Genomic DNA, 26,893 nt, shown 5'->3' with positions numbered 1-26,893 from the left:
GCGGCTGCCCCCACCCCGCGGCCCCCGCCCCCACCCGCCCTGGACGTCACCGCCCGCCCGGGGAGCCTCCGGGCCGCCCTCCCGGCCCCCGCGCCCCCACCTGAACGCCACCGCCCCCGGCACGGCGCGCCCCCGGGCGCGCCGTGAGGGCCGGCAAACGCACGATCGCCCCGGCGCGGTGACGTGCACCGGCCGGGGCGATCGGGAAGGACGTGGGGCGTTGGCCTCAGCTCGTGACCTTCTTCAGCTCCTCGCCGAGGGCCACGGCCTCATCCGGGGTCAGCTCGACGACAAGCCGACCGCCGCCTTCGAGCGGAACGCGCATGACGATGCCCCGCCCCTCCTTGGTCACCTCGAGCGGGCCGTCACCCGTCCGCGGCTTCATGGCCGCCATGCTCGTTCCCCTTCCTAGAACCAGCTCATCGATCAGCCGCGCGGACCCCATGGAAGGGCACGTACCGGCGTCGAACACATTGCTTCCAGGTCATTATCCCGCATGGTGACACCCGATGACCAACATCGGGCCGCACTGCTTGGGCAACGCGCTCGCGCAAAACCCCTCATATCGGGGATCGGCCTGCGATACTTCGCCCCCGGCCGCCCTGGCCCGGAGTGCCACAGTTTGACGCAGGTCACATGTCGGAGCCGGATGATCTCCGCCATGCTGGGCGTGACAACGCCGTCCGAGCCGCAAAGGGGACCTGCCATGGCCGACACCGTGCTGTACGAGGTGAGCGACGGGCTCGCGACCGTCACCATCAACCGGCCGGACGCGATGAACGCGATGAACACCGAGGCGAAGGTCGCGCTGCGGGACGCCCTGGAGGCGGCGGGTGCGGACCCGGCCGTGCGCGCGGTGCTGCTGACCGCCACGGGGCGGGCGTTCTGCGTGGGGCAGGACCTCAAGGAGCACGTCGAGTCGCTGGCCGGCGGCGAGGCCATGCGCACGGTGCGGGAGCACTACAACCCCATCGTGCGGGCGATCACCGGCATGCCGAAGCCCGTGGTGGCCGGGGTGAACGGCGTCGCGGCGGGTGCGGGCTTCGGCTTCGCACTGGCGGCGGACCACCGGGTCGTCGCGGACACGGCGACGTTCAACACCTCGTTCGCGGGGGTGGCGCTCACCGCCGACTCCGGCATGTCGTGGACGCTGCCGCGGCTGGTCGGGCCGAGCCGCGCCGCCGACCTGATGCTCTTCCCGCGCACGCTCTCGGCCCGGGAGGCGTACGACCTGGGCCTGGTCAGCCGGCTGGTACCGGCCGCCGAGCTGGCCGCGGAGGCGCTGGCGGCGGCCCGCGCGCTCGCCGAGGGGCCCACGGTCGCGTACGCCGCGATCAAGGCGTCCATGGCGTACGGGGCCGGCCACACCCTCGCCGAGACCCTGGAGAAGGAGGACGAGCTGCAGACCCGGGCGGGCGCCTCGGAGGACCACCGGATCGCGGTGGACGCCTTCCTCGCCAAGCGCAGGCCGCAGTACGTGGGCCGCTAGCGGACGACTCCCGGGCGCGCCGCGTCCGGGAGCGCCGCGTCCGGGCGGGCGGGCGCCGGCGGGCGGGTGGTGCGGGCGGTGCAGTCGGCCAGGTGGTCGTCCACCAGCCCGCACGCCTGCATCAGGGCGTACGCCGTGGTGGGGCCGACGAACCGCAGGCCCCGCGCCTTCAGGGCCTTCGCCAGCGCGGTCGACTCGGGCGTGACCGCCGGGACGTCCGCCAGGGTGCGCGGCACAGGGCGGGCCGCCGGGTCCGGGGCGTGCGACCAGATCAGCGCGTCCAGCTCGCCGGGGGCCCACCCGGCGAGCACGCGCGCGTTGGCGAGGGTCGCGTCGACCTTGGCGCGGTTGCGGATGATCCCCTCGTCGGCGAGGAGCCGCTCCCGGTCCTCGTCCGTGAACGCGGCGACCGCCTCGACGGCGAAGCCGGCGAAGGCCCGCCGGAAGCCCTCCCGGCGGCGCAGGATCGTCAGCCACGACAGACCGGACTGGAACGCCTCCAGGCAAAGGCGTTCGAACAGCGCGTCGTCCCCGTGGACCGGGCGCCCCCACTCCTCGTCGTGGTACCGGAGGTAGTCGGGCGTCGACAGGCCCCACGGGCAGCGCGGTGCCCCGTCCGGGCCCGGCACGGCGCCGCCGGTCACCGGTCGTCCTCCGCCGCGTCGCGGCGCGGCGGCTGCTCGTCGAACAGGTCCGTCCGCCCGGCGGCGGTGGCCTGGGCGCCGGCGAGCGCGGACTCCAGCTCGGCGATGCGCGCGTCGCGCTCGGCGAGTTCGGCGGCCAGCCGGTCGAGGACCTCGTCGACGTCGAGCATGCGGTACCCGCGGGCCGCCATCGGCAGTCGCAGCGCCTCGATGTCGGCGCGGCTGACGGGCCTGGTCGGCGGGAGCGGGTCGACGAGGTGCTCGGGCGGTGCCTCGGTCAGCACCTCGTTCTCCGCGCCGCCGACCACCGCGAGGGTCACCGCGGCCACGACGACGACCATCGCTACAGCCAAGAACCAGAACACAGTGCGCCTCTCCCGGGGCCGGAAACCATGGAGCGTAGAACGTCCGGTGCCGATCGTGCCACGCGGTCGCTGCGGTTAGGGTCGCAGGGACGTCATGCGAGGAGGACTTACGGGATGCTGCGCCTGGGACGACGCGAATTCGACGCGCACGAGCCGGTGGTCATGGCCATCGTGAACCGGACCCCCGACTCCTTCTACGACCAGGGCGCCACGTTCCGCGACGAGCCGGCGCTCGCCCGGGTCGAGCAGGCGGTCGCCGAGGGCGCCGCGATCGTCGACGTCGGCGGGGTGAAGGCGGGCCCCGGCGAGGAGGTCGACGCCGAGGAGGAGGCGCGGCGCACGGTCGGCTTCGTGGCGGAGGTCCGGCGGCGCCACCCGGACGTGGTGATCAGCGTCGACACCTGGCGGCACGAGGTGGGCGAGGCCGTGTGCGAGGCGGGCGCGGACCTGCTGAACGACGCGTGGGGCGGCGTCGACCCGAAGCTCGCGGAGGTCGCCGCGCGGTACGGGGCGGGGCTGGTGTGCACGCACGCGGGCGGCGCGGAACCGCGGACCCGGCCGCACCGCGTCGGGTACGACGACGTGATGGCGGACATCCTGCGGGTGACGGTCGGCCTGGCCGAGCGGGCCGTGGCGCTGGGCGTGCCGCGCGAGTCGGTGCTGATCGACCCGGGGCACGACTTCGGCAAGAACACCCGGCACTCGCTGGAGGCCACGCGGCGGCTCGGGGAGATGGTCGCGACGGGCTGGCCGGTGCTCGTGTCGCTCTCCAACAAGGACTTCGTCGGGGAGACCCTGGACCGGCCGGTGAAGGAGCGGCTCGTCGGCACGCTGGCGACGACGGCGGTATCGGCGTGGCTGGGGGCGCAGGTGTACCGGGTGCACGAGGTCGCCGAGACGCGGCAGGTACTGGACATGGTGGCGTCCATCGCGGGGCACCGCGAGCCCGCGGTCGCCCGGCGCGGCCTGGCCTGACGGCGCCACCGCGCGGACGGTGCCCGAGCCGGAGCCGCCCGGAAGGTGCCCGCGCCGGAGCCGGACGAGCGGCGCCGAGCCGGGCGGCGGGCGAGCCGGCCCGGCGGGTCGAGCCCGGGTCGGTCGGACGCGTCCGACCGCGCCGGGCCGGGCGAGACGACGGGGGTGCGCCGGGCGCGCGGCGCCGCCGTCCCGCCCGCCGTGCTCAGCGGCCGGTCTCCTTGCTGACCAGGGCCACCGCCTCCTCGACGTCGTCCGTCAGGTGGAAGAGCAGCAGGTCGCGCTCCGCGGCCTTGCCCTGCGCGATGACGGTGTCGCGCAGCCAGTCCACCAGGCCCGACCAGTACGCCGTGCCGAAGAGGACGATCGGGAACCGGGTGACCTTCCGCGTCTGGACCAGCGTGAGCGCCTCGAAGAGCTCGTCGAGCGTGCCGAGGCCACCGGGGAGGACGACGAAGCCCTGGGCGTACTTCACGAACATCGTCTTGCGCACGAAGAAGTAGCGGAAGTTGACGCCGATGTCGACGTGCGGGTTGAGGCCCTGCTCGAAGGGGAGCTCGATGCCCAGGCCGACCGAGATGCCGTTCGCCTCCCGGGCGCCCTTGTTGGCGGCCTCCATCGCGCCGGGGCCGCCGCCTGTGATGACCGCGAAGCCGGCTTCGACGAGGGCCTTGCCGAGCCGCTCGCCGGCCTCGTACTCCGGTGTGCCGGCCGGGGTGCGCGCCGAGCCGAAAACGCTGATGGCGTTGGGCAGTTCGGCCAGCGCGCCGAAGCCCTCGACGAACTCGGACTGGATCCGCATGACCCGCCACGGGTCGGTGTGGACCCAGTCCGATTCGCCCGCCGTGTCCAGCAGCCGCTGATCGGCGGTGCCGGGCTGGACCTGGTCCCTGCGGCGGAGCACCGGCCCCAGCCGCTGCTCGGCGCGTACACCCTCGGCCTCGGGGTTCCCCATGATCTGCTCCCTCCGCTGAACATCGCTTGCTGGGGTCAGCGTAGGGCGGGGAGGGTGACGAACGGCGAAATTACGGTGGTCGGGATCGCGGTGGTCAGGCGGTGAGCCAGTCGTACAGCCGGCGCTCGCAGTGGGCGATCCGGTCGACGGCGACGTGCTCGTCCCGCTTGTGCGCGTAGATCGGGTCCCCGGGTCCGTAGTTGACCGCGGGCACGCCCAGGGCGCTGAACCGGGCGACGTCGGTCCAGCCGAACTTGGGCTTGGCGGTGCCGCCGACCGCCGCCATGAACGCCGCGGCCGCCGGGTGGGACAGGCCGGGCAGGGCGCCGCCGGTGTGGTCGTCGACGACGAACTCGGCGACCCCGCAGTCGGCGAAGACCTCCCGCACGTGCTCCTCGGCCTCCTGCGCGGTGCGGTCGGGGGCGTAGCGGAAGTTGACGACGACGGTGCACTCGTCGGGGATGACGTTGGTGGCGACGCCGCCGGAGATGCCGACGGCGTTGAGTCCCTCGTGGTACTCCAGGCCGTCGATGACCGGGCGGCGCGGCTCGTAGGCGGCGAGGCGGGCCAGGACGGGGGCGGCGGCGTGGACGGCGTTGGAGCCCATCCAGGAGCGGGCCGAGTGGGCGCGCTCGCCCGTCAGCTTGAGGTGGACGCGCAGGGTGCCCTGGCAGCCGCCCTCGACCTGGGCGTCGGACGGCTCCAGCAGGACGGCGAAGTCGCCCTCCAGCCACTCCGGGTGGGCGGCCGCCACGTGTCCGAGGCCGTTGAGGTGCGCGGCGACCTCCTCGTTGTCGTAGAAGACGAACGTGAGGTCGCGGTTGGGCGCGGGGACGGTCGCCGCGATGCGGAGCTGGACCGCCACGCCCGACTTCATGTCGGAGGTTCCGCAGCCCCACAGGACGCCGTCCCCGTCCAGCCGGGAGGGGACGTTGTCGGCGATCGGCACGGTGTCGATGTGGCCGGCGAGGACGACGCGTTCGGCGCGGCCCAGGGCGGTGCGGGCGACGACGTTGTTCCCGTACCGGTCGACGGTGAGGTGCGGGAGGGTCCGCAGCGCCTCCTCGATCGCGTCCGCCAGGGGTTTCTCCGTGCCGCTGACGGAGGGGAAGTCGACCAGGGCGGCGGTCAGCGCGGCGCCGTCCAGGGTGAGGTCCAGAGCGGGGTGCGAGGACGCCTCAGGCGTGGAGTCGGGCATGTGACCGACCCTATCCCGCTCCCTAGTACGGTTGGCTGCGTGTCCGATTCCGCCGTCTCTCCCCCGCCCGTCCGCCGCGGTGGCCGTCGTTCCCGGGTCGCGGCGTCGTTCGCCGTCCTGCTGGCCGTCGTGGGGTACGTGGCGCTGCGGTGCGGGACGAGCGGCGACGGCTCCCCCGGCTGCACGGTGGGCACGGGGAGCCACACGTACAGCCTGAGTCCGGAGCAGGCGGCGAACGCCGCGACGATCTCCGCCGTGGGGACCACCCGCGGCATGCCCGAGCGGGCGGTGACGATCGCGCTGGCGACCGCGCTCCAGGAGTCGGCGCTGCGCAACATCGACTACGGGGACCGCGATTCGCTGGGCCTGTTCCAGCAGCGCCCCTCGCAGGGGTGGGGCACGGCCGGTCAGATCATGGACCCGGTGTACTCGGCGGGGATCTTCTACGACCGGCTCGCCGAGGTGCCGGGGTACTCGCGGCTGCCGCTGACGGTCGCCGCGCAGCGCGTCCAGCGCAGCGGCTTCCCCCAGGCGTACGCCAAGCACGAGCCGGACGCCGCGCTGCTGGCTGCGGCGCTGACCGGCCGTGCGGCGGCGTCGCTGAACTGCGCCCCGGTGCAGGGTCCGAGGACCGGTGACCCGGCGCGGGTGCGCGGCGAGCTGGTGCGGGCGTTCGGCGCGGGCGTGCTCGGCGGGACGTCGGACGACACCGCGGACGGCAAGGGCGGCGGCACACCGGGGACGCCCGGCGGGGCCACCACCGGCCCGGGCACCACGGGTCCGGGGGGCGGCGCACCGGGGGGTGACGCGCGGACCGTGACGCTTCCCGTGCCGACGGCGGGCGCCGGCGCCGTCGGGCCGGAGGGCGCGACCGGCGGGGACACGCGGCGCGGCTGGGAGCTGGCGCAGTGGGCGGTGGCCCGGGCGGAGTCCCTGGGCGTCGCGGAGGTGGCGTACGCGGGCCGGGTGTGGAGCGCGCGGGACGCGGCGCAGGGGTGGCGCGCGGCCCCGTCCGGCACGCCGCCGCACAGGGGTGAGGTCGTCGTCCGTCTCGCCCGGTGAGCGCGGTCGAGCCCGGCGGGCACCACGAGCGTGGTCGAGCGCGACGGGCGGCGGGCGCGGTGAAGGCCGAGCGCCGCGGGCGTGGTCGTACGGGGACGGCGCAGCGCGCACCGCTGGGCGCAGCGCATTGTAATCGTCCCTGATCGCAGGGTAATCACGGCCCGCTCACCCGCCATTCGGTCAGCCGTCCGGCGCGTCACCCGTCGGTGCCACGTCGCGCGGCGGCGGGTACGGCGCGGGCGGCTCGGGCGGAGGGCCCTGCCGGCGGGCGGCTCCGGGGCGTTCCCCCGGGAAGGGGCGCGGAGTGACGGTTCTGCACGCGCCCCGCGCGCCGTGCGCCCGGTCCCGCCCGAAGGGGGCGCTCCACCGGGCGCGTTACCAACTCTTTACCCAGGGCCACCGCAACCTCCCCCCGGCCCCCGGCGGTTGTCACAGCGTCCGATCGTCGGACCGGCATCACCGCCGACACGACTCTTCCCCGTCGAAGGAGCATCATGTCCCTCCCCCTGACCCGCCGGATCGCCAGTGCCGCGCTGCTGACCGCAGCGGGAGCGGCCTCCGTGGTCGGTGCGGCCGGCTCCGCGAGCGCCGTGGACCTCCCGAAGAACACCGACCTCGCCGGCGGCGTCTCCGCCCTCGACACGGCCACGGTCACCGACACGGTCGACTCCACCGCGCAGGGCGCCACCGACGCGGCGGGCGACGCGGGCGCCGGCGCCGTCCCGACCGCGGGCAAGGCCGTCGGGAAGACCACCCGCGCGGCCGCCCCGCTCGCCCGGAAGGCCGGCGGGGAGGTCACCCGCGGTGTCCGCGACGTCGCGGGCGACACCGCCGGTACCGCCAAGGACGCCGCGGGCGGCGCCACCAAGGGCGGGCTGCCCACCGGCGAGCTCGGCGGCGGCCTCCTGGGCGGCCTGCCGGCCGGCACCCCGCTCGGCTGATCCACCCACCGGGGGATGACCACCCACCCGGCGGGCCGGCCGCCCGGCTGACCGCCACTCCGAGCGGCCGGCCCGCCCCACGCGAGGGCCCGGGGAGCACACACACGCCCCCCGGGCCCTCGCTCGCGTCCACCGACCGACCGCCGCGGGCCTCACAGGCCGACCGCCGCGAGCCTCACGGTCCGACCGCCGACAGCCCGGGCCTCACGGGTCCGCCACCGCCGGCCCCGGGCCCTCACGTGCGTCCGGCCGGCCGCGCCCCGCGGGTGCGGGGCCGCGGCCGTCAGCCGAGGCGCTTGACCGCCGCCGCGACGCGCTCGTCCGTCGCCGTGAGCGCGACGCGCACGAACCGCTCCCCCGCCACGCCGTAGAAGTCGCCGGGCGCCACCAGGACGCCGAGCTCCGCCAGGTACCCGACGGTGTCCCAGCACGGCTCGTCGCGCGTGGCCCACAGGTAGAGGCTCGCCTCGCTGTGCTCGATGCGGAAGCCGTGGGAGACGAGCGCCGTCCGCAGCGCCGTCCTGCGCTCCGCGTACCGCGCGCGCTGCTCGCGCACGTGCGCGTCGTCGCCGAGCGCCGCGACCGTCGCCGCCTGCACCGGCGCGGGCACCATCATCCCGCCGTGCTTGCGGATCTGGAGCAGCTCGCCGAGGACCGCCGCGTCACCGGCGACGAACGCGGCGCGGTACCCGGCGAGGTTGGACCGCTTCGACAGGGAGTGGACGGCGACGATCCCCTCGTACGAGCCGCCGCAGACGTCCTCGTGCAGGACGGAGACCGGGTCGGCCTCCCAGCCCAGCTCCAGGTAGCACTCGTCGCTCAGCAGCAGGACGCCGTGCTCCCGCGCCCAGGCGACGATCCGGGTCAGCTCGTCCTTGCCGAGGACCCGGCCCGTGGGGTTGGACGGCGAGTTGAGCCACAGCAGCTTCAGCCCGGCCGGGTCGAGCTCCGTCGGGTCGTCGTAGACCACCGGGGTGGCCCCCGCCAGGCGCGCGCCGACCTCGTACGTCGGGTAGGCGAGCCGCGGGTAGGCGACGCGGTCGCCGGGGCCCAGTCCCAGCTGGGTCGGCAGCCAGGCCACCAGCTCCTTCGAGCCGACGACCGGCAGGACCTCGGTGTGCGCGACCGCGCGGGCGCCGAGCCGCCGCTCGCACCAGCCGGCGATCGCGTCGCGCAGGGCGGCGGTGCCCCAGACCGTCGGGTAGCCGGGCGAGTCGGCCGCCTCGACCAGGGCCCGCCGCACCAGCTCGGGCACGGGGTCCACGGGGGTCCCGACGGACAGGTCGACGATGCCGTCGGGGTGGGCCGCGGCCGTCTTCTTGTACGGCTCCAGCTTGTCCCACGGGAAGACGGGTAGGCGGGAGGAGACTGCGGACACGGTGCTCACTTTCTCGTGCGGGCGGCGGGCACAAACGCCGCGGCCCCGTACAGCGGAAGGACCGTACGGGACCGGGCGGTGGTGAATGGAGCGATCAGCCGTTCTGCGGCGGCAGGGCGGCGATGAAGGGGTGGTCGCGCTCGATCAGACCGAGCTTCGAGGCACCACCGGGCGAGCCGAGCTCGTCGAAGAACTCGACGTTCGCCTTGTAGTAGTCCTTCCACTCCTCCGGGGTGTCGTCCTCGTAGAAGATCGCCTCGACCGGGCAGACCGGCTCACAGGCCCCGCAGTCGACGCATTCGTCCGGATGGATGTACAAGGACCGCTTGCCCTCGTAGATGCAGTCGACGGGGCACTCCTCGATGCACGCCTTGTCCTTGACGTCGACACAAGGCTGCGCGATGACGTAGGTCACGCTGTCGTTCCTCCTTGGTAGGGCTGGCTCTGCGCGGGAGCGCGGCGTCGTCGATGCCCGCACCTAGTATCTCCGTTCTTGGAGACGATCCGAACAGGAGGGGCGGACAGAGCTGTGGAGTTCACTGCGGGCGGACGCCTTGAAGTCCAGATCACACCATCTGACGTGGGTAAACGGGTGTCTGTCCGCCGGTTGGGCGACCCCGCGTCAGGACCGGAGACGTTCACCGACACCGTCGGGGTTCTCACATCCTGGAACGACGGTGTGTTGCTGATCACACGACGGACCGGTGAGAGTGTCCGGATCGCGGAATCGTCGCTGGTCGCGGGCAAGGTCGTGCCCGCCGCGCCCGCCCGCAGGCGGGGCCCCGCCGCGGGCTTCGCCGAGCTCGCGCGCGTCCAGGCCCGGTCCTGGCCGCCGGAGGAGGCCGCGCCACTCGGGGAGTGGACGCTGCGCGCCGCGCGCGGCTTCACCCGCCGGGCCAACTCGGTGCTCCCCCTCGGCGCTCCCGGCGTACCGCTCGACGACGCCCTCGCGCGTGTCGTGGCCTGGTACGGCGAGCGCGGGCTGACCCCGTACGTCCAGGCCGCCACCGGGGCCGAGGGCACCCAGGAGACGCTGTGCGCCGCCCTGGAGGAGCGGGGCTGGCGGCGGGAGGTCACGGCCGAGGTGCGGGTCGCGGGGCTGGCGCCGGTCGCGGACCTGGCCGCCGACACGACCCGGGTGGCCCTGGCCCGGACCCCCGACGCGGCCTGGCTGCGCCGCTACCAGCGGGTCGGCGAGCCCGGCCCGCACGTGCTGCGGGTGCTGTCCGGCGGCCCGTCGGTGTGGTTCGCGTCCGTGGCCGGCGAGGAGGGCGTCCCGGCGGCGATCGGGCGGTGCGTGGTCGACGGCCGGTGGGCGGGCTTCTCCGCCGTCGAGGTCGACCCGGCGCGGCGGCGCGGTGGCCTGGCCACGGCCGTCATGGCGGCGCTCGCCGCCCGCGCCCTCGCCGAGGGCGCCTCCGCGGCCTGGCTCCAGGTGGAGGAGGACAACACCGCGGCCCGCGCCCTCTACGACGGCATGGGCTTCGCGCTCCACCACCGCTACCACCACTTCCGCCCGGACCGGGCCGGCGCGTGAGCGGCGCGCACGACCGGCCGGAGCCGGACCGGTGGCGGACGCGGTTCGCGCGGGAGGCACGCGAGGAGCGCCCCGACCTGGCCGCGCTCTGTCTGCTGATCGGCGCCGAGGCGGAGCCGGAGCTGGGAGAGCCGGAGCTGGACGCCGCCGAGATCGAACTGGACCGGCTCGCCGGGCTCCTGCCGTACGGGCCGAAGTCCCCGCGCGCCTGGGCGGCGGCGCTCGCCGCGCTGCTCGGCACCCGGTACGGCTTCCACGGCACCCCCGCCGACTACCGGCACCTGGAGTCGTCGCTCCTCCACCACGTGCTGCGGCGCCGCCGGGGCCTGCCGATCCTGCTGTCGGTGGTGTGGGCGGAGGTCGCCCGGCGCGCCGGCGCCCACGTGTACGGGGTCGCCCTGCCCGGCCACTTCGTCGTCGGCTTCGGGGACCCGGAGGAGCAGGTGCTGGCCGACCCCTTCGCCGGGGGGCGGCTGCTGACCGGCGCCGACGCGGAACTGCTCGTGGCCGGCGCCACCGGGGAGCCGCTGCGGCCGTCGATGCTGACGCCCGCGGACCCGCTCGACGTCGTCCTGCGCGTCCTGAACAACATCCGGGCCTGGGCCGCCGGCCGCCCCGAGCGCTCCGACGTGGCCCTGTGGGCGGTGGAGCTGGCCCTGCTGCTGCCCTCCCACCCGGCGCGGCTGCGCTACGAGCGCGCCCAGCTGCTCGTGCGGCGGGGCGAGTTCGCGGCGGGCGCGGCGGAGATCGAGGCGTACGCGGAGGTGGTCGAGGCGGTCGAACCGACCACGGCCGCCACCCTGCGCGCCCACGCGCGGGCCGCCCGGGCGCGGCTGAACTGAACGCCGGCGCCCGGACGCCCCGGGCGCCGGGTCAGCCCTGCGGGTCGAGCTCGATGGTGACCGTGCGCTCCGCCCGGTCCTTGCCCATGAGCGCCTTGTGCATGGCGCTGGCCACGTCGTCGGCGGACAGCTGGTGCTTCTTGCCGTCGCCCTTGGTGATCATCACGCCGTCGAAGACGCCGTCCAGGAGGCGGTTGATGGCCTCCTTGTCGTAGTACGGGACGAGCTTCCCGTCGACCGGCTTCATGGAGAGGATCTGCGGCAGCGACCGCTGCGGGCCGAACTGGATCTCCCGGCCGCCCGCGCGGATGGTGACCAGGTCGGACATGGCGGGCTCGGCGAACTCCTCCACGGCCCGGTCGATCTCCTCCTGCTTGATCGTCGGTTCTCGGGTGGCGACGGGGAGTTCGACGACGTTCGGCTTGCCCGTCTCGACCTGCGCCCGGTACGCGTCCCGGACGAAGAGCATGGACCGCTGGACGTCGAGGGCCGTGCCGGCCTTGCCGGGGACGGGGACGACCTTGCCGGGGGCGAACTTGACGGTGCCCTCGGTGACCGAGCCGGAGCCGCCGGCCAGGTCGCTCAGGGCGACGCCGAGCTTCTCCTCGTCCACGGGGATGACCGGCTGCGCGACGCGTTCGGCGCCGAAGAGCGAGCCGATGACCGACACGGGGTTGTAGTCGCTGCCCGCGGCCGCCCGGACGGTGGCCTGGCTGTCGAGGGACAGGCCGGCCTTGTCGGGGGCGAGGCTCCGGTCCGCGCCGCCCACGTCGAGCTTCAGCGGCGCGGTGGCGCGCCCGCCGAGGGCGGCGTCGAGCTTGCGGACGGCCTCCTCCTTCGTCGAGCCGCCGATGTCGACGCCGAGGACCGTGGTGCCCTTCGGCACGTCGGCCTGGTTGAGGAGCAGCCCGGCGCCGTAGGCGAGGCCGGCCAGGGTGACCGTGGCGACGCCGAGGAGGACCAGCTTGGAGCGGCCCTTCTTCTTCGGCGCGGGCGCCGCGCGGGTGGCCGGCGGCGGGGTCGGCGCGGGGGCCTGCGGCGCGGGCTCGTCGAGGGCCGGCGGATACGCGTCGAACGCGTCCAGGCCGGCGGGGGCGTCCGCCGAGCGGGCCGGGCCCGACATCGGGAACGGCGACGGCGCCTCGTGGTCGTCCTGGGGGGCCACGGGGATGCCGCTGGTGAGCGTCGCACCGGAGACCTGCGTGGGCGCCGGTCCGGGGTGGGGCTGCTGCGGGGTGAGGATCGCGGTGTCGTCGGAGAACGCGCCCACGGGGCCGCCGTCGGCGGCGGGCGGCACCTCGACCGTGCCCGGCGCCGGGCCCGTCGTCGGGCCGGAGGGGGGCTCGGGCCCGTCCGAGAAGTACGGCGTGCCGGGCGTGCCCGGGTGTCCGGTACCGCCGGGCCCGCCGTCCGGGGAGGAGGGGCCGCGCCGCGCGGGGCTGCCCTGGCGCGGCGGGGCTCCCGCCGTCGCGGCGTATCCCGAGCCGTTGGCCCCGGCGCGTGCGGGGGCACCGCCGCCGACCGCGGGGGTGCCCGCCGCGGGGATGCCCGCCGCGGGGGTGCCGAAGGCCGGAGTGCCGAAGGCGGGGGTGCCCGTACCGCCGTCGGGGGCGGGGCCGCCTGCTGCGGGCGGCTGCGGCGCGTTCCGGGGCGCCGCGGCCTGCGGCGCGTTCCGGGGCGCCGCGGCCTGCGGCGCGGCGGCCGGGGGCTTGCGCGGGGCGAACCAGGCGCTGGTGGACTCCTGCGGCGCCGCCGGTTCGGGCTCCGCCGCCTCGGGGCGGGGCGTCGCCGCCGTGCGCTCGGCGGGGCGCTCCGGCTGCGGCTCGCCCTCGGCCGCCTCCTGGTCCTCGGCGGCGACGGGCTTGCGGACGACGACCGGCGGGATGGGCCGCGATCCGGGGATGTTGATCCGGATGCGGGTCGTCAGCGTCGTCTCGGTCTTCTTCTCCTCGGGCTGCGCGGGCGCGCCGGACCCGGACGCCTCCTGGTACTGGGGCGACCCGTACGGCGGGGTCCCCGAGGGGTAGGCGGCTCCGCCACGCCCCTGGGGCCCGGAGGACGAGGTGTCAGTTTCACGGCTCAAAGCAGGCTCTCCCGGTTGGCTCCGCCGCCCGCTCTCACACCCACGGGCGCCCGGCGGCGCGCACCACCATACTGGCCGCGGTCACGGAACCACCCGCGACCAGGGGAACATCACCGGGCATTGCCGCCCAAGTTCGGGCAGGTCACCTGTCAAGTGTCCGTGCGCCGCAGTGCTGTTGGGGAAGAGTGGAGTAAGTGGCGCACATCACAGCGACCGCCATGCCGCCGAGGACGAACACCAGGTCGGCGAGGCCGCCCCAGAAGACCTTGTCCCCCTCGCCCCGGCCGAAACCGACCGCCACGACCGCCGCGAGCCAGCCGAGGCCGGAGGTCATGACGCCCGCCTGCCCGCCGACCGCCCGCAGGCCCCCGTAGAACAGCGCGGCGGTGGCCAGGAGGGCGAGCAGCAACCCGCCGGGGAAGAGGGCGCCCTGGACCAGCGCCCCGGCCAGCCCGACGAGGACGCCCAGGACGACGAGGACGGTGTGGACGGCGGCCTTCGTCGCGGTGCTCACGCGTCCACCCCCGCGAAGAGGTCGGTCTCGCGCTCCCCGTCCGGCGCACCGGACGGACCGTGGACCAACTGGTAGTACTCACGGACGAAGACGGGCTGCCCCAGATGGTTGGAGAGGGCGAAGAACCTGTCCTGCACACTGATTTGTGTGGCGTGGGCACACAGGGCGGCGATCTTCCGGTCCGCGTACGCCGTGCCGTCGATCTCCGTGGTCACCAGCGCGTCGTCGACCACGCCCGGGACGTCGCCGATGTCCGCGATGCCGGGGAACGTCACGCCGGTCGCGGCGCGCAGGGCGGCGAAGCCCTCCTCGGCGACCGAGCGCGGCACGCGGTTCCAGTAGACCTTCGCGATGGTGTGCGGGCGGCCGGCGCCGGGGCGGTACGCGGGGTCGGCGGCCAGCTCGGCGGCGCGGACGGCGACGCGGTGGGCCTGGATGTGGTCGGGGTGGCCGTACCCGCCGTCGGGGTCGTAGGTCACCAGGACCTGCGGGCGGACCTCCCGGACGACGTCGACCAGGTGGGCGGCCGCCTCGTCGACGGGGGTGCCGTAGAAGGAGCCCTCGCGGTGGTTCTGCGGGACGCCCATCATCCCGGAGTCGCGGAAGCGCCCGGGGCCGCCGAGGAAGCGGTGGTCGGTGACGCCCAGCTCCCTCATCGCGGCGGCGAGTTCACCGACGCGGTGCGGCCCGAGGCGGTCGTCGCGGTCGGGTGCGAGGTGGGCGAGGGAGGGCGGGACGACCTCGCCCTCCTCGCCGCGTGTGCAGGTCACGAGCGTGACCTGGGCGCCTTCGGCCGCGTACCTGGCCATGGTGGCGCCGTTGTTGATCGACTCGTCGTCGGGGTGCGCGTGCACCAGGAGCAGACGACGGGCGGGGAGATCCGTCATACGGACACCCTACGAGGTCCGGCGAGGGACCCCGGGGAGGTGCGCTCGCTAGAACTTGAGGTTCCCGATCATGCCGGCGACGCTGGTGGTCAGCTGGCTGACGGTGGGGGCGATGGAGGAACTCGCCAGGTAGAAGCCCAGCAGCATGCACACGACCGCATGCCCGGCCTTCAGACCCGATTTCCGGATGAGCAGGAAGACGACGATCGCCAGCAGCACCACCGCCGAAATCGAGAGTGCCACGGCGGTTCACCTCCATACGTGTCGGTCGGAACGGGCAGCGCACATGTGCCAGGAGGTACTTACCCACCTTGCGCTACGGATCATAACTTTCCGTTCGCACGCATCGATCGGTGCACGGCAGCATTGGGGGGCGCACAGCCGCTAGTTTCGGTCACATGACCTCGCGGCAGCAGAGCTCGTTCCCCCGCCAGTACGCGCGGACCCGGCGCTACGCCCTGGGAGCGCCACGGTCGTTCACCGTGTCACCCGACGGTTCCCGGGTCGTCTTCCTGCGTTCACCCTCGGGGGCGGAGCCGGCGCACCGGCTGCACGTCCTGGACCTGGCCGGCGGGGAGGTGGGCGAGCGGGTCGCCGCCGATCCGCGGGAGTTGCTGGGCGGGGCCGGCGAGCGGCTGTCGGCGCAGGAGCGCACGCGCCGGGAGCGCAGTCGCGAGGTGGCGCGGGGCGTGGTCGGCTACGCGGTCGACGCGGCGGTCGAGTTGGCGGCGTTCGCCCTGTCCGGGCGGTTGTACGTCGCCGAGCTGCGGGCCGGGACGACGCGTCCGCTGCCCGCGCGCGGGCCGGTGCTCGACCCGCGGCCGTCGCCGGACGGACGGCTCGTGGCGTACGTGTCGGACGGGGCGCTGCGGGTGGTCCCGGTCGAGGACGGCGACGGGGCGGACCGGGCGCTCGCCGAGCCCGAGGGCGAGCACGTGGCCTACGGGACGGCGGAACACGTGGCGGCCGAGTCGATGGACCGCTCGCGGGGCTTCTGGTGGTCGCCGGGCTCCGACCGGCTGCTGGTGGCGCGGGTCGACGACGCCGCGGTGGAGCGGTGGTGGATCGCCGACCCCGCGCACCCGGAGCGCGAGCCGGCGCGCGTGGCGTACCCGGCGGCGGGGACGGCCAACGCCGACGTGCGCCTGTTCCTGCTCGGGGTGGCGGACGGCGCGCGGACGGAGGTCGTGTGGGACCGGGTCCGGTTCCCGTACCTCGCACGGGTGCACTGGTCGGCCGCGGGGGCCCCGCTGCTGCTCGTACAGGCCCGTGACCAGCGCACGCAGGAGTACCTGGAGGTCGACACGGACAGCGGGGCGACCCGGGCCGTCCACCGGGAGGAGGACGGCCGTTGGCTGGAACTTGTCCCCGGCGTTCCCTCCCGGACACCCGACGGGCGGCTCGTGCGGGTCGCGGACGAGGGTGGGGCGCGCGTTCTCGTGGTCGGCGACCGCCCCCTGACGGACGGGCGGCTGCACGTGCGGGCGGTGCTGGACGTGGGCGCCGGTGACGTGCTGGTCTCGGCCTCGGCGGGCGCGTCGGCGGAGGACCCGGAAATTGGCGCGATCCATGTGTACCGGGTGGGTCCCGGGGGCGCCGAAAGGGTCTCGGCGGGGCCGGGCGTCCACGGCGCGGTGCGCGGCGGCCCGGTGACCGTCCTCGCCTCGGCGCTGCCCGACCGGCCGGGGACGCGGGTGCGGGTGCTGCGGGACGGCGCGCCGCTCGCGGAGGTCGCCTCGTACGCCGAGACGCCCGTGCTGTCGCCCCGTCTCGCGCTCACCGTGTCGGGCCCGCACCGCGTGCCCTGCGCGGTGCTGCTGCCGCGGGGGTACGAGGAGGGCGACGGACCCCTGCCGGTGCTGATGGACCCGTACGGCGGGCCGCACGGGCAGCGGGTGGTGGCGGCGCACGACCGGCACCTGACCTCCCAGTGGTTCGCCGACCAGGGGTTCGCGGTGGTCGTCGCGGACGGGCGGGGCACGCCGGGGCGCTCGCCCGACTGGGAGAAGGCCATCGCCGGGCGGCACACGCTGGCGCTGGACGACCAGGTCGCCGCCCTGCGGGGGCTCGCCGGGCGGTACCCGCTGGACCTCGGGCGGGTGGCGATCCGGGGCTGGTCCTACGGCGGCTTCCTGGCGGGGCTCGCGGTGCTGCGGCGCCCCGACGTCTTCCACGCCGCCGTGGTGGGGGCCCCGGTGACGGACCACCGGCTCTACGACACCCACTACACCGAGCGGTACCTCGGCGGGCTGCCCCAGGACGTGCCGGAGGTCTACCGGGCGAACTCACTGGTGTGGGACGGCGGGCTCGTGGAGCCCCGGGAGCCCGCCCGACCCATGATGATCATCCATGGGATGGCGGACGACAACGTGGTCGTCGCCCATACGCTGCGGCTGTCCTCGGCCCTGCTCTCGGCGGGCCGCCCCCATGAGGTGGTCCCGCTGACGGGCGTGACCCATATGACGCCGCAGGAACAGGTCGCGGAGAACCTGCTGCTGCTCCAACTCGACTTCCTGCGACGCGCACTTCCCGCGGGGTGAGCCCCGTGGGCCCGGGTGCGACCGGCCGGGGCGACGTGGTGCGCCCCGGCCGGTCCACGGCACCCGCACGGCCGTACGCCCACCAGGGTGGCGCGTCCGTATATCGGTACGGGGTCGTCGCCGTGTCCTGCCGGTTACACGGGCCCCGGGTGGCCGGCCCCGGGCCCCGGTGGGGCGGGCGGGGTCTCCCTCCGCGGCGCCACCTCCCCGACCCGGGTCGTCGTGTCGCCGGGCACCACGTGCATCTCCTCGGCGAAGTGGCACGCCGAGTCGTGCCGCGCCGGGGTGGCCGCGTCCCGGAACACGGACGGCACGGCGAGCAGCGGCACCTCCAGCGCGCACCGCTCGCGCGCCTTCCAGCAGCGGGTGCGGAACCGGCATCCGGAGGGCGGGTCGGCCGGGGACGGCACGTCACCGCTGAGCAGGATCCGCTCGCGGTGCTCCCGCGCCCGCGGGTCGGGCACGGGGACGGCGGAGAGCAGCGCCTGTGTGTAGGGGTGGGTGGGGTGGTCGTAAATCTCGTTGTCGGTCCCCGTCTCCACGATGCGGCCGAGGTACATGACGCCGATCCGGTCGGAGATGTGCCGGACGATCGACAGGTCGTGCGCGATGAAGACGTAACTGAGCCCGAACTCGTCCTGGAGCCGTTCCAGCAGGTTGACGACCTGGGCCTGGACGGAGACGTCGAGGGCGGAGACGGGCTCGTCGGCGACGATGACCCGGGGCCGCAGGGCGAGGCCCCGGGCGATGCCGATGCGCTGGCGCTGCCCGCCGGAGAACTGGTGCGGATAGCGGTTGATGTGCTCGGGGTTGAGGCCGACGACCTCCAGCAGCTCCTGCACCCGGCGCCGGCGGTCGCCCTTCGGGGCGGCCTCGGGGTGGATCTCGTACGGCTCGCCGACGATGTCGCCGACCGTCATCCGCGGGTTGAGGGAGGTGTACGGGTCCTGGAAGACCATCTGGATGTCGCGCCGCACGGCCTTCAGCGCGCGCCCCGACAGCCGGGTGATGTCCTCGCCCCGGTAGCGGATGGCACCGGAGGTGGGGCGTTCGAGGTGGACGAGCATCCGGGCGACGGTCGACTTCCCGCACCCCGACTCGCCGACGATGCCGAGGGTCTCGCCCTGGCCCACCTCGAAGGAGACCCCGTCGACCGCCTTGACGGCGCCCACCTGCTTGCGGAACAGGACGCCCTGGGTGAGGGGGTAGTGCTTGACGAGGTCCCGGACCTCCAGGACCGGCTCAGCGTGGGGCATCGGCGGGCTCCTTGCCGGAGGGCTCCTCGTGGAGGGTCTCCCGCCAGAAGTGGCAGGCGCTGCGGCGTTCGGCGGAGACCTCGTACAGCGGGGGGACGTCGGTGCGGCAGACGTCGCGGGCCCGGGGGCAGCGGGGGTGGAAGGGGCAGCCGGAGGGGATGGCGGTGAGGCTCGGCGGCAGCCCCCGGATCGCGTACAACTCGCGGCCCTTCTGGTCCAGGCGCGGGATGGAGTCCAGCAGGCCCCGGGTGTAGGGGTGCGCGGGCGCCCGGTACAGGTCGTGGACGGGGGCGGTCTCGACGATCCGGCCGGCGTACATGACGGCGATGCGGTCGGCGACGTCGGCGACGACGCCGAGGTCGTGGGTGATGAGGATGAGGCCCATCCGCATCTCCCGCTGGAGCTCCGCGAGCAGCTCCATCACCTGGGCCTGGACGGTGACGTCGAGGGCGGTGGTGGGCTCGTCGGCGATGATGAGGGCGGGTTCCAGGGCCATCGCCATGGCGATCATGATGCGTTGGCGCATGCCGCCGCTGAACTGGTGCGGGTACTGGCCGACGCGTTCGAGGGCGGCGGGGATGCGGACGCGGTCCATCAACTCGACGGCCCGGGCGCGGGCCTCCTTCTTCGACGCGCCGCGGTGGACGGTGAACATCTCGGCGAGCTGGTCGCCGACGGTGAGCACGGGGTTGAGGGCGGACAGCGCGTCCTGGAAGACCATCGCCATCCGGGCGCCGCGGACCTTGCGCCGCTCCTCCTCCCTGAGGGTCAGCAGGTCGCGTCCCTGGAAGAGGATCCGTCCGCCGGTGATCCGGCCGGGCGGCACGTCGAGGATGCCCATGACCGCCTGGGCGGTGACGGACTTGCCGGAGCCGGACTCGCCGAGCACGGCGAGGGTCTCGCCCTCGTCGACCGCGTAGCTGACGCCGTTGACGGCCTTGGCCACGCCCTCGCGGGTGCGGAACTCGACGTGGAGGTCGCGGACTTCGAGCAGCATGGCGGCGGCTCCTCAGCGCAGCTTGGGGTCGAGGGCGTCGCGGACCGCGTCGCCGAGCATGATGAAGGCGAGCACCGTGACGCTCAGCGCGCCCGCGGGCCACAGCAGCATGTGGGGGGCGTTGCGGATCTGCGGGGCGGCGTTGGAGATGTCGATCCCCCAGGAGACCGTGGGCGGGCGCAGGCCGACGCCGAGGAACGACAGGGTCGCCTCCAGGGCGATGTACGTGCCCAGCGCGATCGTCGCGACGACGATGACGGGGGCCACGGCGTTGGGGGCGACGTGCCGCAGCATCAGCCGGCCGCTGCCGGCGCCCAGGGAGCGGGCCGCCTGGACGTAGTCGTGCTGTTTCGCGGTGATCACCGAGCCGCGGGCGATGCGGGCGATCTGGGGCCAGCCGAGCAGCACGATGAAGCCGACGACGGGCCACACCGTGGTGCTGGTGACGACGGAGAGGAAGACGAGGCCGCCGAGGACGACGGGGATGCCGAAGAAGACGTCCGCGGTACGGGAGAGCAGGGCGTCGCCCCAGCCGCCGAAGAACCCGGCGAGCCCGCCGAGGAGGCTGCCGAGGAGGGCGGCTCCGAGGGTGGCGGCGACGCCGACGGTGATGGAGGCGCGGGCCCCGTGGACGGTGCGGGCGTACACGTCGCAGCCCTGGGTGTCGAAGCCGAAGGGGTGGCCGGGCGCGGAGCCCTCCTGCGAGCGGTCCAGGTCGCAGCGGAGCGGGTCGGTGTCGGTGAGCAGCTGCGGCCAGACGGCGACGAGCAGCAGGAAGGCGATGAGCAGCGCGGAGACGACGAAGACGGGGTTGCGGCGCAGCTGGTGCCAGGCGTCGGTCCACAGGCTGCGCGGCCTGCCGCCCGGGCCCGGCGGGACGCCCTCCTCGCCGGTCGGTTCGGTCTCCCGACGGTCGAGCGTCTCGGCCTCGCTCATGGCCAGGTCCATCGCGCCGCCGGCACCGGTGGGGGCGACGGCCTCGCGGGGGTCGTCGTACGGGCGGTAGGGGCTGTGGGGGCCACCGGGCTCCCCGATGCCGTTGGGGTCGCGGGGGTCTTTGGGATCGCGGGGGTCATGGGGCTCCTGCGGCTCAGGCATAGCGGATCCTCGGGTCCAGGACCGCGTAGAGCAGGTCGACGAGCAGGTTCGCCACCAGGAAGACGATGACGAGGATCGTCACGAAGCCGACGACGGTGGGCGAGTTGTTGCGCAGGATGCCCTGGTAGAGCTGGTAGCCGACGCCGTGGATGTTGAAGATCCGCTCGGTGACGATGGCGCCCCCCATCAGCGCGCCCACGTCGGCGCCGATGAAGGTGACGACGGGGATGAGCGAGTTGCGCAGCAGGTGGCGGGTGATGACCCGGTGCCGCGGCAGTCCCTTGGCGACGGCGGTGCGCACGTAGTCGGCGCGGAGGTTCTCGGCGATGGAGGTGCGGCTGAGCCGGGTGACGTAGGCGAGGGAGACGAGGGCGAGCACCACGCCGGGCAGGAGCAGTTCGTCGAAGCGGGCCTCCGAGGAGACGGACGGGCTGATCCACCCCCATTTGACACCGAGGAGGAACTGCAGGAGGTAGCCGGAGACGAAGGTGGGGACGGAGATCACGACGAGGGTGAGGACGAGCAGCCCGGTGTCGAGGGGACGGCCGCGCTTGAGGCCGCTGACCACGCCGAGGGTGATGCCGACGACGATCTCGATGACGACGGCGACGACCGTCAGGCGCAGGGTGACGGGGAAGGCGCTCGCCATCAGCTCCGTGACCGGCTGCCCGTTGAAGGCGGTGCCGAAGTCACCCCGGAAGATCGCCCCCATGTACAGGACGTACTGCTTCCACAGCGGCTCGTCGAGGTGGAGGTCCGCGCGGATGCGGGCGGCGGTGGCCGGGTCGGGCGCCTTGTCGCCGAAGAGCGCCGCGACGGGGTCCCCGAGCGCGTACACCATGAGGAAGATCAGCAGGGTGGTCCCGATGAACACGGGGATCATCTGGAGCAGCCGCCGGACCAGGTAACGCCCCATGAGCCCTCCTCGGGGGTGGCGGGTTGCGGGTGGCGGGTGTCCTGTGCCGGGAGCCGGCGGTGGGGCCCGTGGCGGGGGCGGGGCCCGGGCCGGGGGCGGTCCGCCGCGCGGGAGCCCGTGGCGCGGGGTCAGCCGACCTTGATCGCGTCGTACACGGGGACGCTGAACTGGTTGAGCTTCACCTCGGAGAGCCGCTCGGAGTACCCCGCGCTGCCGTTCTGGTACCAGAGGGGGATGGCCGGCATCTGGTCGGCGAGGATGCGCTCGGCGTCCTGGAAGAGCTTCACGGCGGCGGCCTCGTCGGCCTCGGCGTTGGCGCGGTCGACGAGGGCGTCGAAGCGCTGGTTGCTGAACTTGCCGTAGTTGGAGGAGGCGCCGGTGTAGTACAGGGGCTCCAGGAAGTTCTGGATGAGCGGGTAGTCGGCCTGCCAGCCGGAGCGGAACGGGCCGGTGACGCGGGCGTTGGAGACCTGGTTGCGGAAGTCTGCGAAGGTGCCGACGGGGTTGACGGTGCAGACGGGGCCGCGGCCCAGGACGTTGTTGACGCTGTTGCAGACCGCGTCCATCCACTGGCGGTGCGATCCGGTGTCGACGTTCGAGGTGAGCGTGATCCTGCCGCCGGGCAGGCCGCCGCCCTCCTCGATGAGCCGCTTCGCCTCGGCGGCGTCGAACACGCACGCGTCGCCGCAGCTGTCGGAGTAGCCGCCCTGCTCGCCGAGGGCCGGGGAGGTCCAGTCCTTGGCCGGGGTGCGGGTGCCCTGGAAGATCTGCCGGGTGATCTGCTCGCGGTTGATCGCCTTGGAGAGCCCGACGCGGACCTTCTCCATGCCGGGCTTGGACCACTCGGGCCGGTAGAAGGGGAAGAACAGCGTCTGGATGATCAGCGCGGGCTGGTTGATGTACCGGTCGCCGAGGTCGCCCTTGACGTTCTTCAACTGCTGCGCGGGCACGTCGTCGACCAGGTCGAGGTTGCCGGAGATCAGGTCCTGGTAGGCGGTGTTGTTGTCGGTGTAGACGCGCAGGTCGACACCGGCGTTCTGCGCCTTGTCCGGGCCCTCGTAACCGTCCCGGCGGCGCAGCCGCATCTCGCTGCCCTTGGTGTACGCCTCGATGGTGTACGGGCCGTTGCCGACGGGCTTGTCCAGCCACGCGGCGCGGTCGGCGAAGAACGCCTGCGGCAGCGGCATGAACGCCTGGTACCCGAGGGTCTCCGGCCAGGTGGAGAACTTGTCCGTCAGCGCCACGGTGAAGGTGCGCTCGTCCTTGACGACCAGGCCGCGCATCGTCTTCGACTTCGGACTGCCGGCCTCGGGGTGGACTTCCTCGTACCCGACGATGTCGGCGAAGAAGGGGGCGTTGTTCTGCTTGCTGTCGATGTGGGCGGCGTAGTTCCAGGCGTCGACGAAGGACTTCGCGGTGACCTTCTCGCCGTTGCTGAAGGTCCACCCGTCCTTCAGGGTGACGGTGAAGTTCTGCGAGTCGGACGTCTCGATCTTCTCGGCGACCATGTCCTTGGCCTCGCCCGTCTCCGGGTCGTACCGCTTGAGGCCGCGGAAGATCATGTCGAGGACCTTGCCGCCCTGGACCTCGTTGGTGTTGGCGGGCTCCAGGGGGTTCTGCGGGTCGCCCCAGGAGGAGCTGAGGATCCCGTCGCCGCCACCGCCCCCGCCCCCGCCGCACGCGGTCGCGGACGCGGCGAGCACGACGGCGACGGCGCAGGCGACCCACTTCGTGGGCTGGCTGGCTCCGCGCATGGCTGCCTCCTGGGGGGTTCCGTGCCGGTTCGCGGTAGGTAGGCCCACTATCGCCCCAGGTGGTGGGCCGTGCACGCGCACGGCACCCAACGGGGTGCCGGGGCCGGGCGCCGCGTCCGGGCCCGGTCGCGGGTCCCGGGCACGGGCCGGCCTCGGGCACGGATCCGGTCCCGGGCACGGGCCGGGCCCCGGCCGCACGTCCGGCCACCGGCCACCGGCCACCGGCCCAGGGCACGACGAAGGCCCCCCGCCGGGTGGCGGGGGGCCTCGGTACGCGGGCGGACTACTTGGCGTCCGACTCCAGGGAGGCGAGCGCCGGATCCAGGACGACCTCCTTGCCCGACCTGATCGTCGGCTCCTCCGGGAAGTGGCACGCGGTCAGGTGCCCCTCGGAGTTGCCGGCGATCTGCACGAGCGGCGGATCGTCCGTGGCGCACTTCTCCTGCGCCTTCCAGCAGCGGGTGCGGAACCGGCAGCCGGAGGGCGGGTTGATCGGGGACGGCACGTCACCCGCGAGGCGGATGCGCTCGCGCTGCGGCTCGTCGACGCTCGCCTCCGGCACGGCCGACAGCAGCGCGTGCGTGTACGGGTGGCGGGGACGGTTGTACAGGGCGTCGCGGTCGGCGACCTCCACGACCTTGCCCAGGTACATCACCGCGACGCGCTGCGAGAAGTGCCGGACGACCGCCAGGTCGTGGGCGATGAAGAGGAAGGCGATGCCCATCTCTTCCTGGACCTTCTGCAGCAGGTTCACGACCTGCGCCTGGATGGACACGTCCAGGGCCGACACCGGCTCGTCCGCGACGATCAGCTTCGGCTCCAGCGCCAGGGCGCGGGCGACGCCGATGCGCTGGCGCTGTCCGCCGGAGAACTCGTGCGGGAAGCGGTTGTAGTGCTCCGGATTCAGGCCGACCGTCTCGAGCAGCTCGCGGACGCGCTTCTCGCGGCCCCCGGGCGGGTTGATCCCGTTGACCTCCATCGGGCTCTTGATGATCGAGCCGACGGTCTGGCGCGGGTTCAGCGACGAGTACGGGTCCTGGAAGATCATCTGGATCTCGGACCGGATCGGCGCCATCTGCTTGCGCTTGGCGTGCGTGATGTCGACGCCGGCGTACTCGATCCGGCCGCCGGTGGGCTCCAGCAGGCGGGTGATCAACCGGCCGGTGGTCGACTTGCCGCAGCCGGACTCACCGACCAGGCCCAGCGCCTCGCCACGGTGGACGGTGAGGTCCACCCCGTCGACCGCCTTGACGGCGCCGACCTGGCGCTTGAAGGGGAAGCCGCCGTAGATGGGGAAGTGCTTGGCCAGTCCTTCGACCTTCAGCAGCGGTTCTGCCTGCTGCGGTGTTCCCTGCTGCGGCAGAGTGACGTTCTCGCTCATGTCTCTGCGTCTCCTAGCCCAGCCGGGGCTTGATCTGGTCGATGAAGATGGACTGCTTCTGCTCCGCCGTGAGGTGGCAGGCCGCGGCGCGGCCGTCCGCCAGCAGGGGCCGCTCGGTCGAGCAGCGGTCGCCGGGGACCTCGTCCTTGAAGCGGCACCGCGGGTGGAAGCGGCAGCCGTTGGGCGGGTTCAGCAGGCTCGGCGGGGTGCCGGGGATCGGCACGAGCGGCTCGCTGGTGTCACCGCCGAGGCGCGGCATCGAGCTGAGCAGGCCCCAGGTGTAGGGGTGCTTCGGCTCGCGCAGCACCTCGCGGACGCTGCCGCGCTCGACGGCCCGGCCCGCGTACATCACCAGCAGGTCGTCCGCCATGTTGGCGATGACGCCGAGGTCGTGGGTGATGAAGATGATCGCCGAGCCGAACTCCTGCTGGAGGTCGCGCAGCAGGTCCAGGATCTGGGCCTGCACGGTCACGTCGAGCGCGGTGGTCGGCTCGTCGGCGATGAGCAGCTCGGGGTCGCACATCAGCGCCATGGCGATCATGGCGCGCTGGCGCATGCCGCCGGAGAACTGGTGCGGGTAGTCGTCGAAGCGGGTCTGCGGCTGCGGGATGCCGACCTTGGTCAGCATCTCGATCGCGCGGTCCTTCGCCTCCTTCTTGGAGGCGCCGCGGTGCTTCATGAACGGCTCGGAGAGCTGCCGGCCCACCGTGTAGTACGGGGAGAGCGCGGTCAGCGGGTCCTGGAAGATCATGGCGGCCTTGTTGCCGCGGACCTTCTCCAGCTCCTTCTCGGAGGCGGTGGTCAGCTCCTGGCCGTCCAGGATGATCTCGCCCTGGATGTCCGTCGACTTGCGGTTGTGCAGGCCGAGGACCGTCAGGTTGGTCACGGACTTGCCGGAGCCCGACTCGCCGACGATGCCCAGCGTCTTGCCGCGCTCGATGTCGAAGGAGAGGCCGTCGACGGCCCGGACGACGCCGTCCTCGGTGGAGAAGGCCACGCGCAGGTCGCGGACCGAGAGGAAGCCCCCCGGCCCGGTCGGGGCCGGCGTGTCTTCGGTCTTGGTCAGTGTGGTCACGGTCGTTCTCCTAGGCGAGGCGCACGCGCGGGTCGATGTAGGCGTAGGCGATGTCCACGACGATGTTCAGCAGCAGGATGAAGAAGGCGCCGAACAGCATCACGCCCATCGTCAGCGGCAGGTCCTTGCTGATCGAGGCGTCGACGGCGAGGCGGCCGATGCCAGCCAGGTCGAAGGTGAACTCGGTGACGACCGCGCCGGAGAGCAGCGCGCTGAGGTCCATGCCGATGATGGTCACGATGGGCGTCAGGGATCCGCGCCAGGCGTACCGGAAGAAGACGTACCGCTGCGCCATGCCCTTGGCCTTCGCCGTGCGGACGTGCTCCTCCTGGAGCTGCTCGATCATCGTGGAGCGCGCCATACGCGTGTACTGCGCGGTGAAGATGGTCGCCATCACGGCCCACGGGATGAGCAGGCCGGTGGCCCAGGCGAGCGGGTCCTCGGTGAACGGCGTGTAGCTCGGGTTCTCCATCCAGCCCGTCTGGTAGACCATGACGCCGAGGACGACCGCGCCGAGGAAGTAGATCTGGAACGAGCTCAGCACCATCGAGGCGCCGGAGACGAACTTGTCGGCCTTCGTACCGCGCTTCCAGGCGGCGAGCATGCCGGACCCGAGGCCGAGCACCAGGAAGATGATGAGCCCGCCGATGGTGAGCGAGAGCGTCAGCGGGAAGCGGTCGACGATCGAGTCCCAGACGAAGTCACCCGAGTCGAAGGACATGCCCAGGCACGGCGCGGAGCAGTGGCCCTGCGCGAAGTCGCGCCCGGCGACGATGCCCACCATGAAGGTCCAGAACTGCGTGGTGATGGGCTTGTCGAGTCCGAGGTTCTCCCGGATGACGGCCAGGTTCTCCGGCGAGCAGTTCTTGCCACAGGAGAGGGCGGCGAAGTCCTGGGGGATTGTGTAGAACAGGAAGAACGTGAAGGCGCCGATCAAAAACATGATCACGAACGCGCCGATCACCCTGCGGATGAGGAACTGAAGCATGGCGGGCAGCTGCTCTCT

26 protein-coding genes are annotated in these 26,893 nt (G+C 73.7%); 7 read left to right on the top strand and 19 right to left on the bottom strand.

Features of this window, described 5'->3' with window-relative positions:
* Positions 1–226 precede the first annotated feature (226 nt).
* The gene (locus ACF053_RS12350) at positions 227–394 is read right to left on the bottom strand and encodes a DUF3117 domain-containing protein (RefSeq protein WP_010474836.1); all 168 of its coding nucleotides are present in this window, start codon (positions 392–394) and stop codon (positions 227–229) included.
* 312 nt (positions 395–706) lie between these two features.
* Between ACF053_RS12350 and chcB the strand changes: the two genes are divergently transcribed.
* A complete protein-coding gene (chcB, locus tag ACF053_RS12345; RefSeq protein ID WP_391953821.1) occupies positions 707–1,489 on the top strand; it encodes a 2-cyclohexenylcarbonyl CoA isomerase in 783 nt (260 codons plus the stop codon).
* Here the strand turns inward: chcB and ACF053_RS12340 are convergent.
* Together ACF053_RS12340 and ACF053_RS12335 are read right to left on the bottom strand one after the other, a co-directional pair.
* On the bottom strand, positions 1,486–2,133 hold the full coding sequence (locus ACF053_RS12340) for a DNA-3-methyladenine glycosylase I (RefSeq protein WP_391953820.1): 648 nt from the start codon (positions 2,131–2,133) through the stop codon (positions 1,486–1,488). The two genes, chcB and ACF053_RS12340, sit on opposite strands and share 4 nt — an antisense overlap.
* Complete coding sequence (locus ACF053_RS12335) at positions 2,130–2,486, bottom strand: DivIVA domain-containing protein (RefSeq protein WP_391953819.1); 357 nt, start codon at positions 2,484–2,486, stop codon at positions 2,130–2,132. Before ACF053_RS12335 ends, ACF053_RS12340 begins: the two co-directional genes overlap by 4 nt.
* A gap of 126 nt (positions 2,487–2,612) precedes the next feature.
* Here ACF053_RS12335 and folP point away from each other — a divergent pair, with 126 nt between their 5' ends.
* Positions 2,613–3,473 (top strand): dihydropteroate synthase, encoded by an 861-nt coding sequence (gene folP / locus ACF053_RS12330; RefSeq protein ID WP_391953818.1) that lies wholly within the window; start codon positions 2,613–2,615, stop codon positions 3,471–3,473.
* 205 nt (positions 3,474–3,678) lie between these two features.
* Here folP and ACF053_RS12325 read toward each other — a convergent pair whose 3' ends face one another.
* The gene (locus ACF053_RS12325) at positions 3,679–4,428 is read right to left on the bottom strand and encodes an LOG family protein (RefSeq protein WP_058940616.1); all 750 of its coding nucleotides are present in this window, start codon (positions 4,426–4,428) and stop codon (positions 3,679–3,681) included.
* Between the two features lie 94 nt (positions 4,429–4,522).
* On the bottom strand, positions 4,523–5,626 hold the full coding sequence (dapE, locus tag ACF053_RS12320) for a succinyl-diaminopimelate desuccinylase (protein WP_391953817.1): 1,104 nt from the start codon (positions 5,624–5,626) through the stop codon (positions 4,523–4,525).
* Between the two features lie 39 nt (positions 5,627–5,665).
* On the opposite strand from dapE, the gene ACF053_RS12315 reads away from it, so the two are divergent.
* Positions 5,666–6,688: a hypothetical protein gene (locus ACF053_RS12315; RefSeq protein ID WP_391953816.1), complete on the top strand. Its 1,023-nt coding sequence runs from the start codon at positions 5,666–5,668 to the stop codon at positions 6,686–6,688.
* Positions 6,689–7,182: 494 nt separating this feature from the next.
* Entirely contained in the window at positions 7,183–7,629 is a 447-nt protein-coding gene (locus ACF053_RS12310) for an ATP-binding protein (protein ID WP_391953815.1), read from the top strand.
* Between the two features lie 283 nt (positions 7,630–7,912).
* Here the strand turns inward: ACF053_RS12310 and ACF053_RS12305 are convergent, their stop codons facing one another.
* Together ACF053_RS12305 and fdxA are read right to left on the bottom strand one after the other, a co-directional pair.
* Complete coding sequence (locus ACF053_RS12305; protein WP_391953814.1) at positions 7,913–9,007, bottom strand: bifunctional succinyldiaminopimelate transaminase/glutamate-prephenate aminotransferase; 1,095 nt, start codon at positions 9,005–9,007, stop codon at positions 7,913–7,915.
* A 94-nt stretch (positions 9,008–9,101) separates the two neighbouring features.
* On the bottom strand, positions 9,102–9,422 hold the full coding sequence (gene fdxA, locus ACF053_RS12300; RefSeq protein WP_058940613.1) for a ferredoxin: 321 nt from the start codon (positions 9,420–9,422) through the stop codon (positions 9,102–9,104).
* 114 nt (positions 9,423–9,536) lie between these two features.
* Between fdxA and ACF053_RS12295 the strand changes: the two genes are divergently transcribed.
* Entirely contained in the window at positions 9,537–10,544 is a 1,008-nt protein-coding gene (locus ACF053_RS12295; RefSeq protein ID WP_391953813.1) for a GNAT family N-acetyltransferase, read from the top strand.
* Positions 10,541–11,386 (top strand): transglutaminase family protein, encoded by an 846-nt coding sequence (locus ACF053_RS12290; RefSeq protein WP_391953812.1) that lies wholly within the window; start codon positions 10,541–10,543, stop codon positions 11,384–11,386. Before ACF053_RS12295 ends, ACF053_RS12290 begins: the two co-directional genes overlap by 4 nt.
* A 31-nt stretch (positions 11,387–11,417) precedes the next feature.
* Here the strand turns inward: ACF053_RS12290 and ACF053_RS12285 are convergent, their stop codons facing one another.
* The 4 genes from ACF053_RS12285 to ACF053_RS12270 form a co-directional block, all read right to left on the bottom strand.
* Positions 11,418–13,469, bottom strand: coding sequence for a hypothetical protein (locus ACF053_RS12285; protein ID WP_391953811.1), 2,052 nt, complete (start codon positions 13,467–13,469; stop codon positions 11,418–11,420).
* A gap of 142 nt (positions 13,470–13,611) precedes the next feature.
* A complete protein-coding gene (locus tag ACF053_RS12280; protein WP_391953810.1) occupies positions 13,612–13,983 on the bottom strand; it encodes a DUF6113 family protein in 372 nt (123 codons plus the stop codon).
* The gene (gene mshB, locus ACF053_RS12275) at positions 13,980–14,870 is read right to left on the bottom strand and encodes an N-acetyl-1-D-myo-inositol-2-amino-2-deoxy-alpha-D-glucopyranoside deacetylase (RefSeq protein ID WP_391953809.1); all 891 of its coding nucleotides are present in this window, start codon (positions 14,868–14,870) and stop codon (positions 13,980–13,982) included. Before mshB ends, ACF053_RS12280 begins: the two co-directional genes overlap by 4 nt.
* Positions 14,871–14,918: 48 nt before the next feature.
* On the bottom strand, positions 14,919–15,113 hold the full coding sequence (locus tag ACF053_RS12270; RefSeq protein ID WP_058940607.1) for a hypothetical protein: 195 nt from the start codon (positions 15,111–15,113) through the stop codon (positions 14,919–14,921).
* Between the two features lie 155 nt (positions 15,114–15,268).
* Between ACF053_RS12270 and ACF053_RS12265 the strand changes: the two genes are divergently transcribed.
* Positions 15,269–17,410, top strand: a complete 2,142-nt coding sequence (locus tag ACF053_RS12265) for a prolyl oligopeptidase family serine peptidase (protein WP_391953808.1) — start codon at positions 15,269–15,271, stop codon at positions 17,408–17,410.
* Between the two features lie 134 nt (positions 17,411–17,544).
* On the opposite strand, the gene ACF053_RS12260 is transcribed toward ACF053_RS12265, so the two are convergent.
* The 8 genes from ACF053_RS12260 to ACF053_RS12225 form a co-directional block, all read right to left on the bottom strand.
* Positions 17,545–18,666, bottom strand: coding sequence for an ABC transporter ATP-binding protein (locus tag ACF053_RS12260; RefSeq protein WP_391953807.1), 1,122 nt, complete (start codon positions 18,664–18,666; stop codon positions 17,545–17,547).
* Positions 18,653–19,663 carry an ABC transporter ATP-binding protein gene (locus tag ACF053_RS12255; protein WP_391953806.1) on the bottom strand — a complete coding sequence of 337 codons (1,011 nt, stop codon included), beginning with the start codon at positions 19,661–19,663 and terminating at the stop codon, positions 18,653–18,655. Before ACF053_RS12255 ends, ACF053_RS12260 begins: the two co-directional genes overlap by 14 nt.
* A gap of 12 nt (positions 19,664–19,675) precedes the next feature.
* Positions 19,676–20,611: an ABC transporter permease gene (locus ACF053_RS12250; protein ID WP_391954095.1), complete on the bottom strand. Its 936-nt coding sequence runs from the start codon at positions 20,609–20,611 to the stop codon at positions 19,676–19,678.
* Positions 20,612–20,753: 142 nt separating this feature from the next.
* Positions 20,754–21,677, bottom strand: a complete 924-nt coding sequence (locus ACF053_RS12245) for an ABC transporter permease (RefSeq protein ID WP_391953805.1) — start codon at positions 21,675–21,677, stop codon at positions 20,754–20,756.
* 128 nt (positions 21,678–21,805) lie between these two features.
* Positions 21,806–23,431: a peptide ABC transporter substrate-binding protein gene (locus ACF053_RS12240; RefSeq protein WP_391953804.1), complete on the bottom strand. Its 1,626-nt coding sequence runs from the start codon at positions 23,429–23,431 to the stop codon at positions 21,806–21,808.
* A 283-nt stretch (positions 23,432–23,714) separates the two neighbouring features.
* A complete protein-coding gene (locus ACF053_RS12235; RefSeq protein WP_391953803.1) occupies positions 23,715–24,812 on the bottom strand; it encodes an ABC transporter ATP-binding protein in 1,098 nt (365 codons plus the stop codon).
* A gap of 13 nt (positions 24,813–24,825) precedes the next feature.
* The gene (locus ACF053_RS12230; protein ID WP_391953802.1) at positions 24,826–25,887 is read right to left on the bottom strand and encodes an ABC transporter ATP-binding protein; all 1,062 of its coding nucleotides are present in this window, start codon (positions 25,885–25,887) and stop codon (positions 24,826–24,828) included.
* Between the two features lie 10 nt (positions 25,888–25,897).
* Positions 25,898–26,875 carry an ABC transporter permease gene (locus ACF053_RS12225; RefSeq protein ID WP_391953801.1) on the bottom strand — a complete coding sequence of 326 codons (978 nt, stop codon included), beginning with the start codon at positions 26,873–26,875 and terminating at the stop codon, positions 25,898–25,900.
* Positions 26,876–26,893: the final 18 nt, after the last annotated feature.

This window comes from Streptomyces kanasensis, assembly GCF_043077165.1.
Classification (GTDB): domain Bacteria; phylum Actinomycetota; class Actinomycetes; order Streptomycetales; family Streptomycetaceae; genus Streptomyces; species Streptomyces changanensis.
The sequence above is the reverse complement of the archived record's forward strand: the minus strand, read 5'-3'. Positions and strand labels throughout refer to the sequence as shown.

Bases quoted from the DNA above. Each gene is read 5' to 3' on its own strand.
- ACF053_RS12350 (WP_010474836.1), bottom strand. From the start codon at position 394: ATGGCGGCCATGAAGCCGCGGACGGGTGACGGCCCGCTCGAGGTGACC.
- chcB (WP_391953821.1), top strand. From the start codon at position 707: ATGGCCGACACCGTGCTGTACGAGGTGAGCGACGGGCTCGCGACCGTC.
- folP (WP_391953818.1), top strand. From the start codon at position 2,613: ATGCTGCGCCTGGGACGACGCGAATTCGACGCGCACGAGCCGGTGGTC.
- ACF053_RS12325 (WP_058940616.1), bottom strand. From the start codon at position 4,428: ATGGGGAACCCCGAGGCCGAGGGTGTACGCGCCGAGCAGCGGCTGGGG.
- dapE (WP_391953817.1), bottom strand. From the start codon at position 5,626: ATGCCCGACTCCACGCCTGAGGCGTCCTCGCACCCCGCTCTGGACCTC.
- ACF053_RS12310 (WP_391953815.1), top strand. From the start codon at position 7,183: ATGTCCCTCCCCCTGACCCGCCGGATCGCCAGTGCCGCGCTGCTGACC.
- mshB (WP_391953809.1), bottom strand. From the start codon at position 14,870: ATGACGGATCTCCCCGCCCGTCGTCTGCTCCTGGTGCACGCGCACCCC.
- ACF053_RS12265 (WP_391953808.1), top strand. From the start codon at position 15,269: ATGACCTCGCGGCAGCAGAGCTCGTTCCCCCGCCAGTACGCGCGGACC.
- ACF053_RS12260 (WP_391953807.1), bottom strand. From the start codon at position 18,666: ATGCCCCACGCTGAGCCGGTCCTGGAGGTCCGGGACCTCGTCAAGCAC.
- ACF053_RS12255 (WP_391953806.1), bottom strand. From the start codon at position 19,663: ATGCTGCTCGAAGTCCGCGACCTCCACGTCGAGTTCCGCACCCGCGAG.
- ACF053_RS12250 (WP_391954095.1), bottom strand. From the start codon at position 20,611: ATGGACCTGGCCATGAGCGAGGCCGAGACGCTCGACCGTCGGGAGACC.
- ACF053_RS12245 (WP_391953805.1), bottom strand. From the start codon at position 21,677: ATGGGGCGTTACCTGGTCCGGCGGCTGCTCCAGATGATCCCCGTGTTC.
- ACF053_RS12240 (WP_391953804.1), bottom strand. From the start codon at position 23,431: ATGCGCGGAGCCAGCCAGCCCACGAAGTGGGTCGCCTGCGCCGTCGCC.
- ACF053_RS12235 (WP_391953803.1), bottom strand. From the start codon at position 24,812: ATGAGCGAGAACGTCACTCTGCCGCAGCAGGGAACACCGCAGCAGGCA.
- ACF053_RS12225 (WP_391953801.1), bottom strand. From the start codon at position 26,875: ATGCTTCAGTTCCTCATCCGCAGGGTGATCGGCGCGTTCGTGATCATG.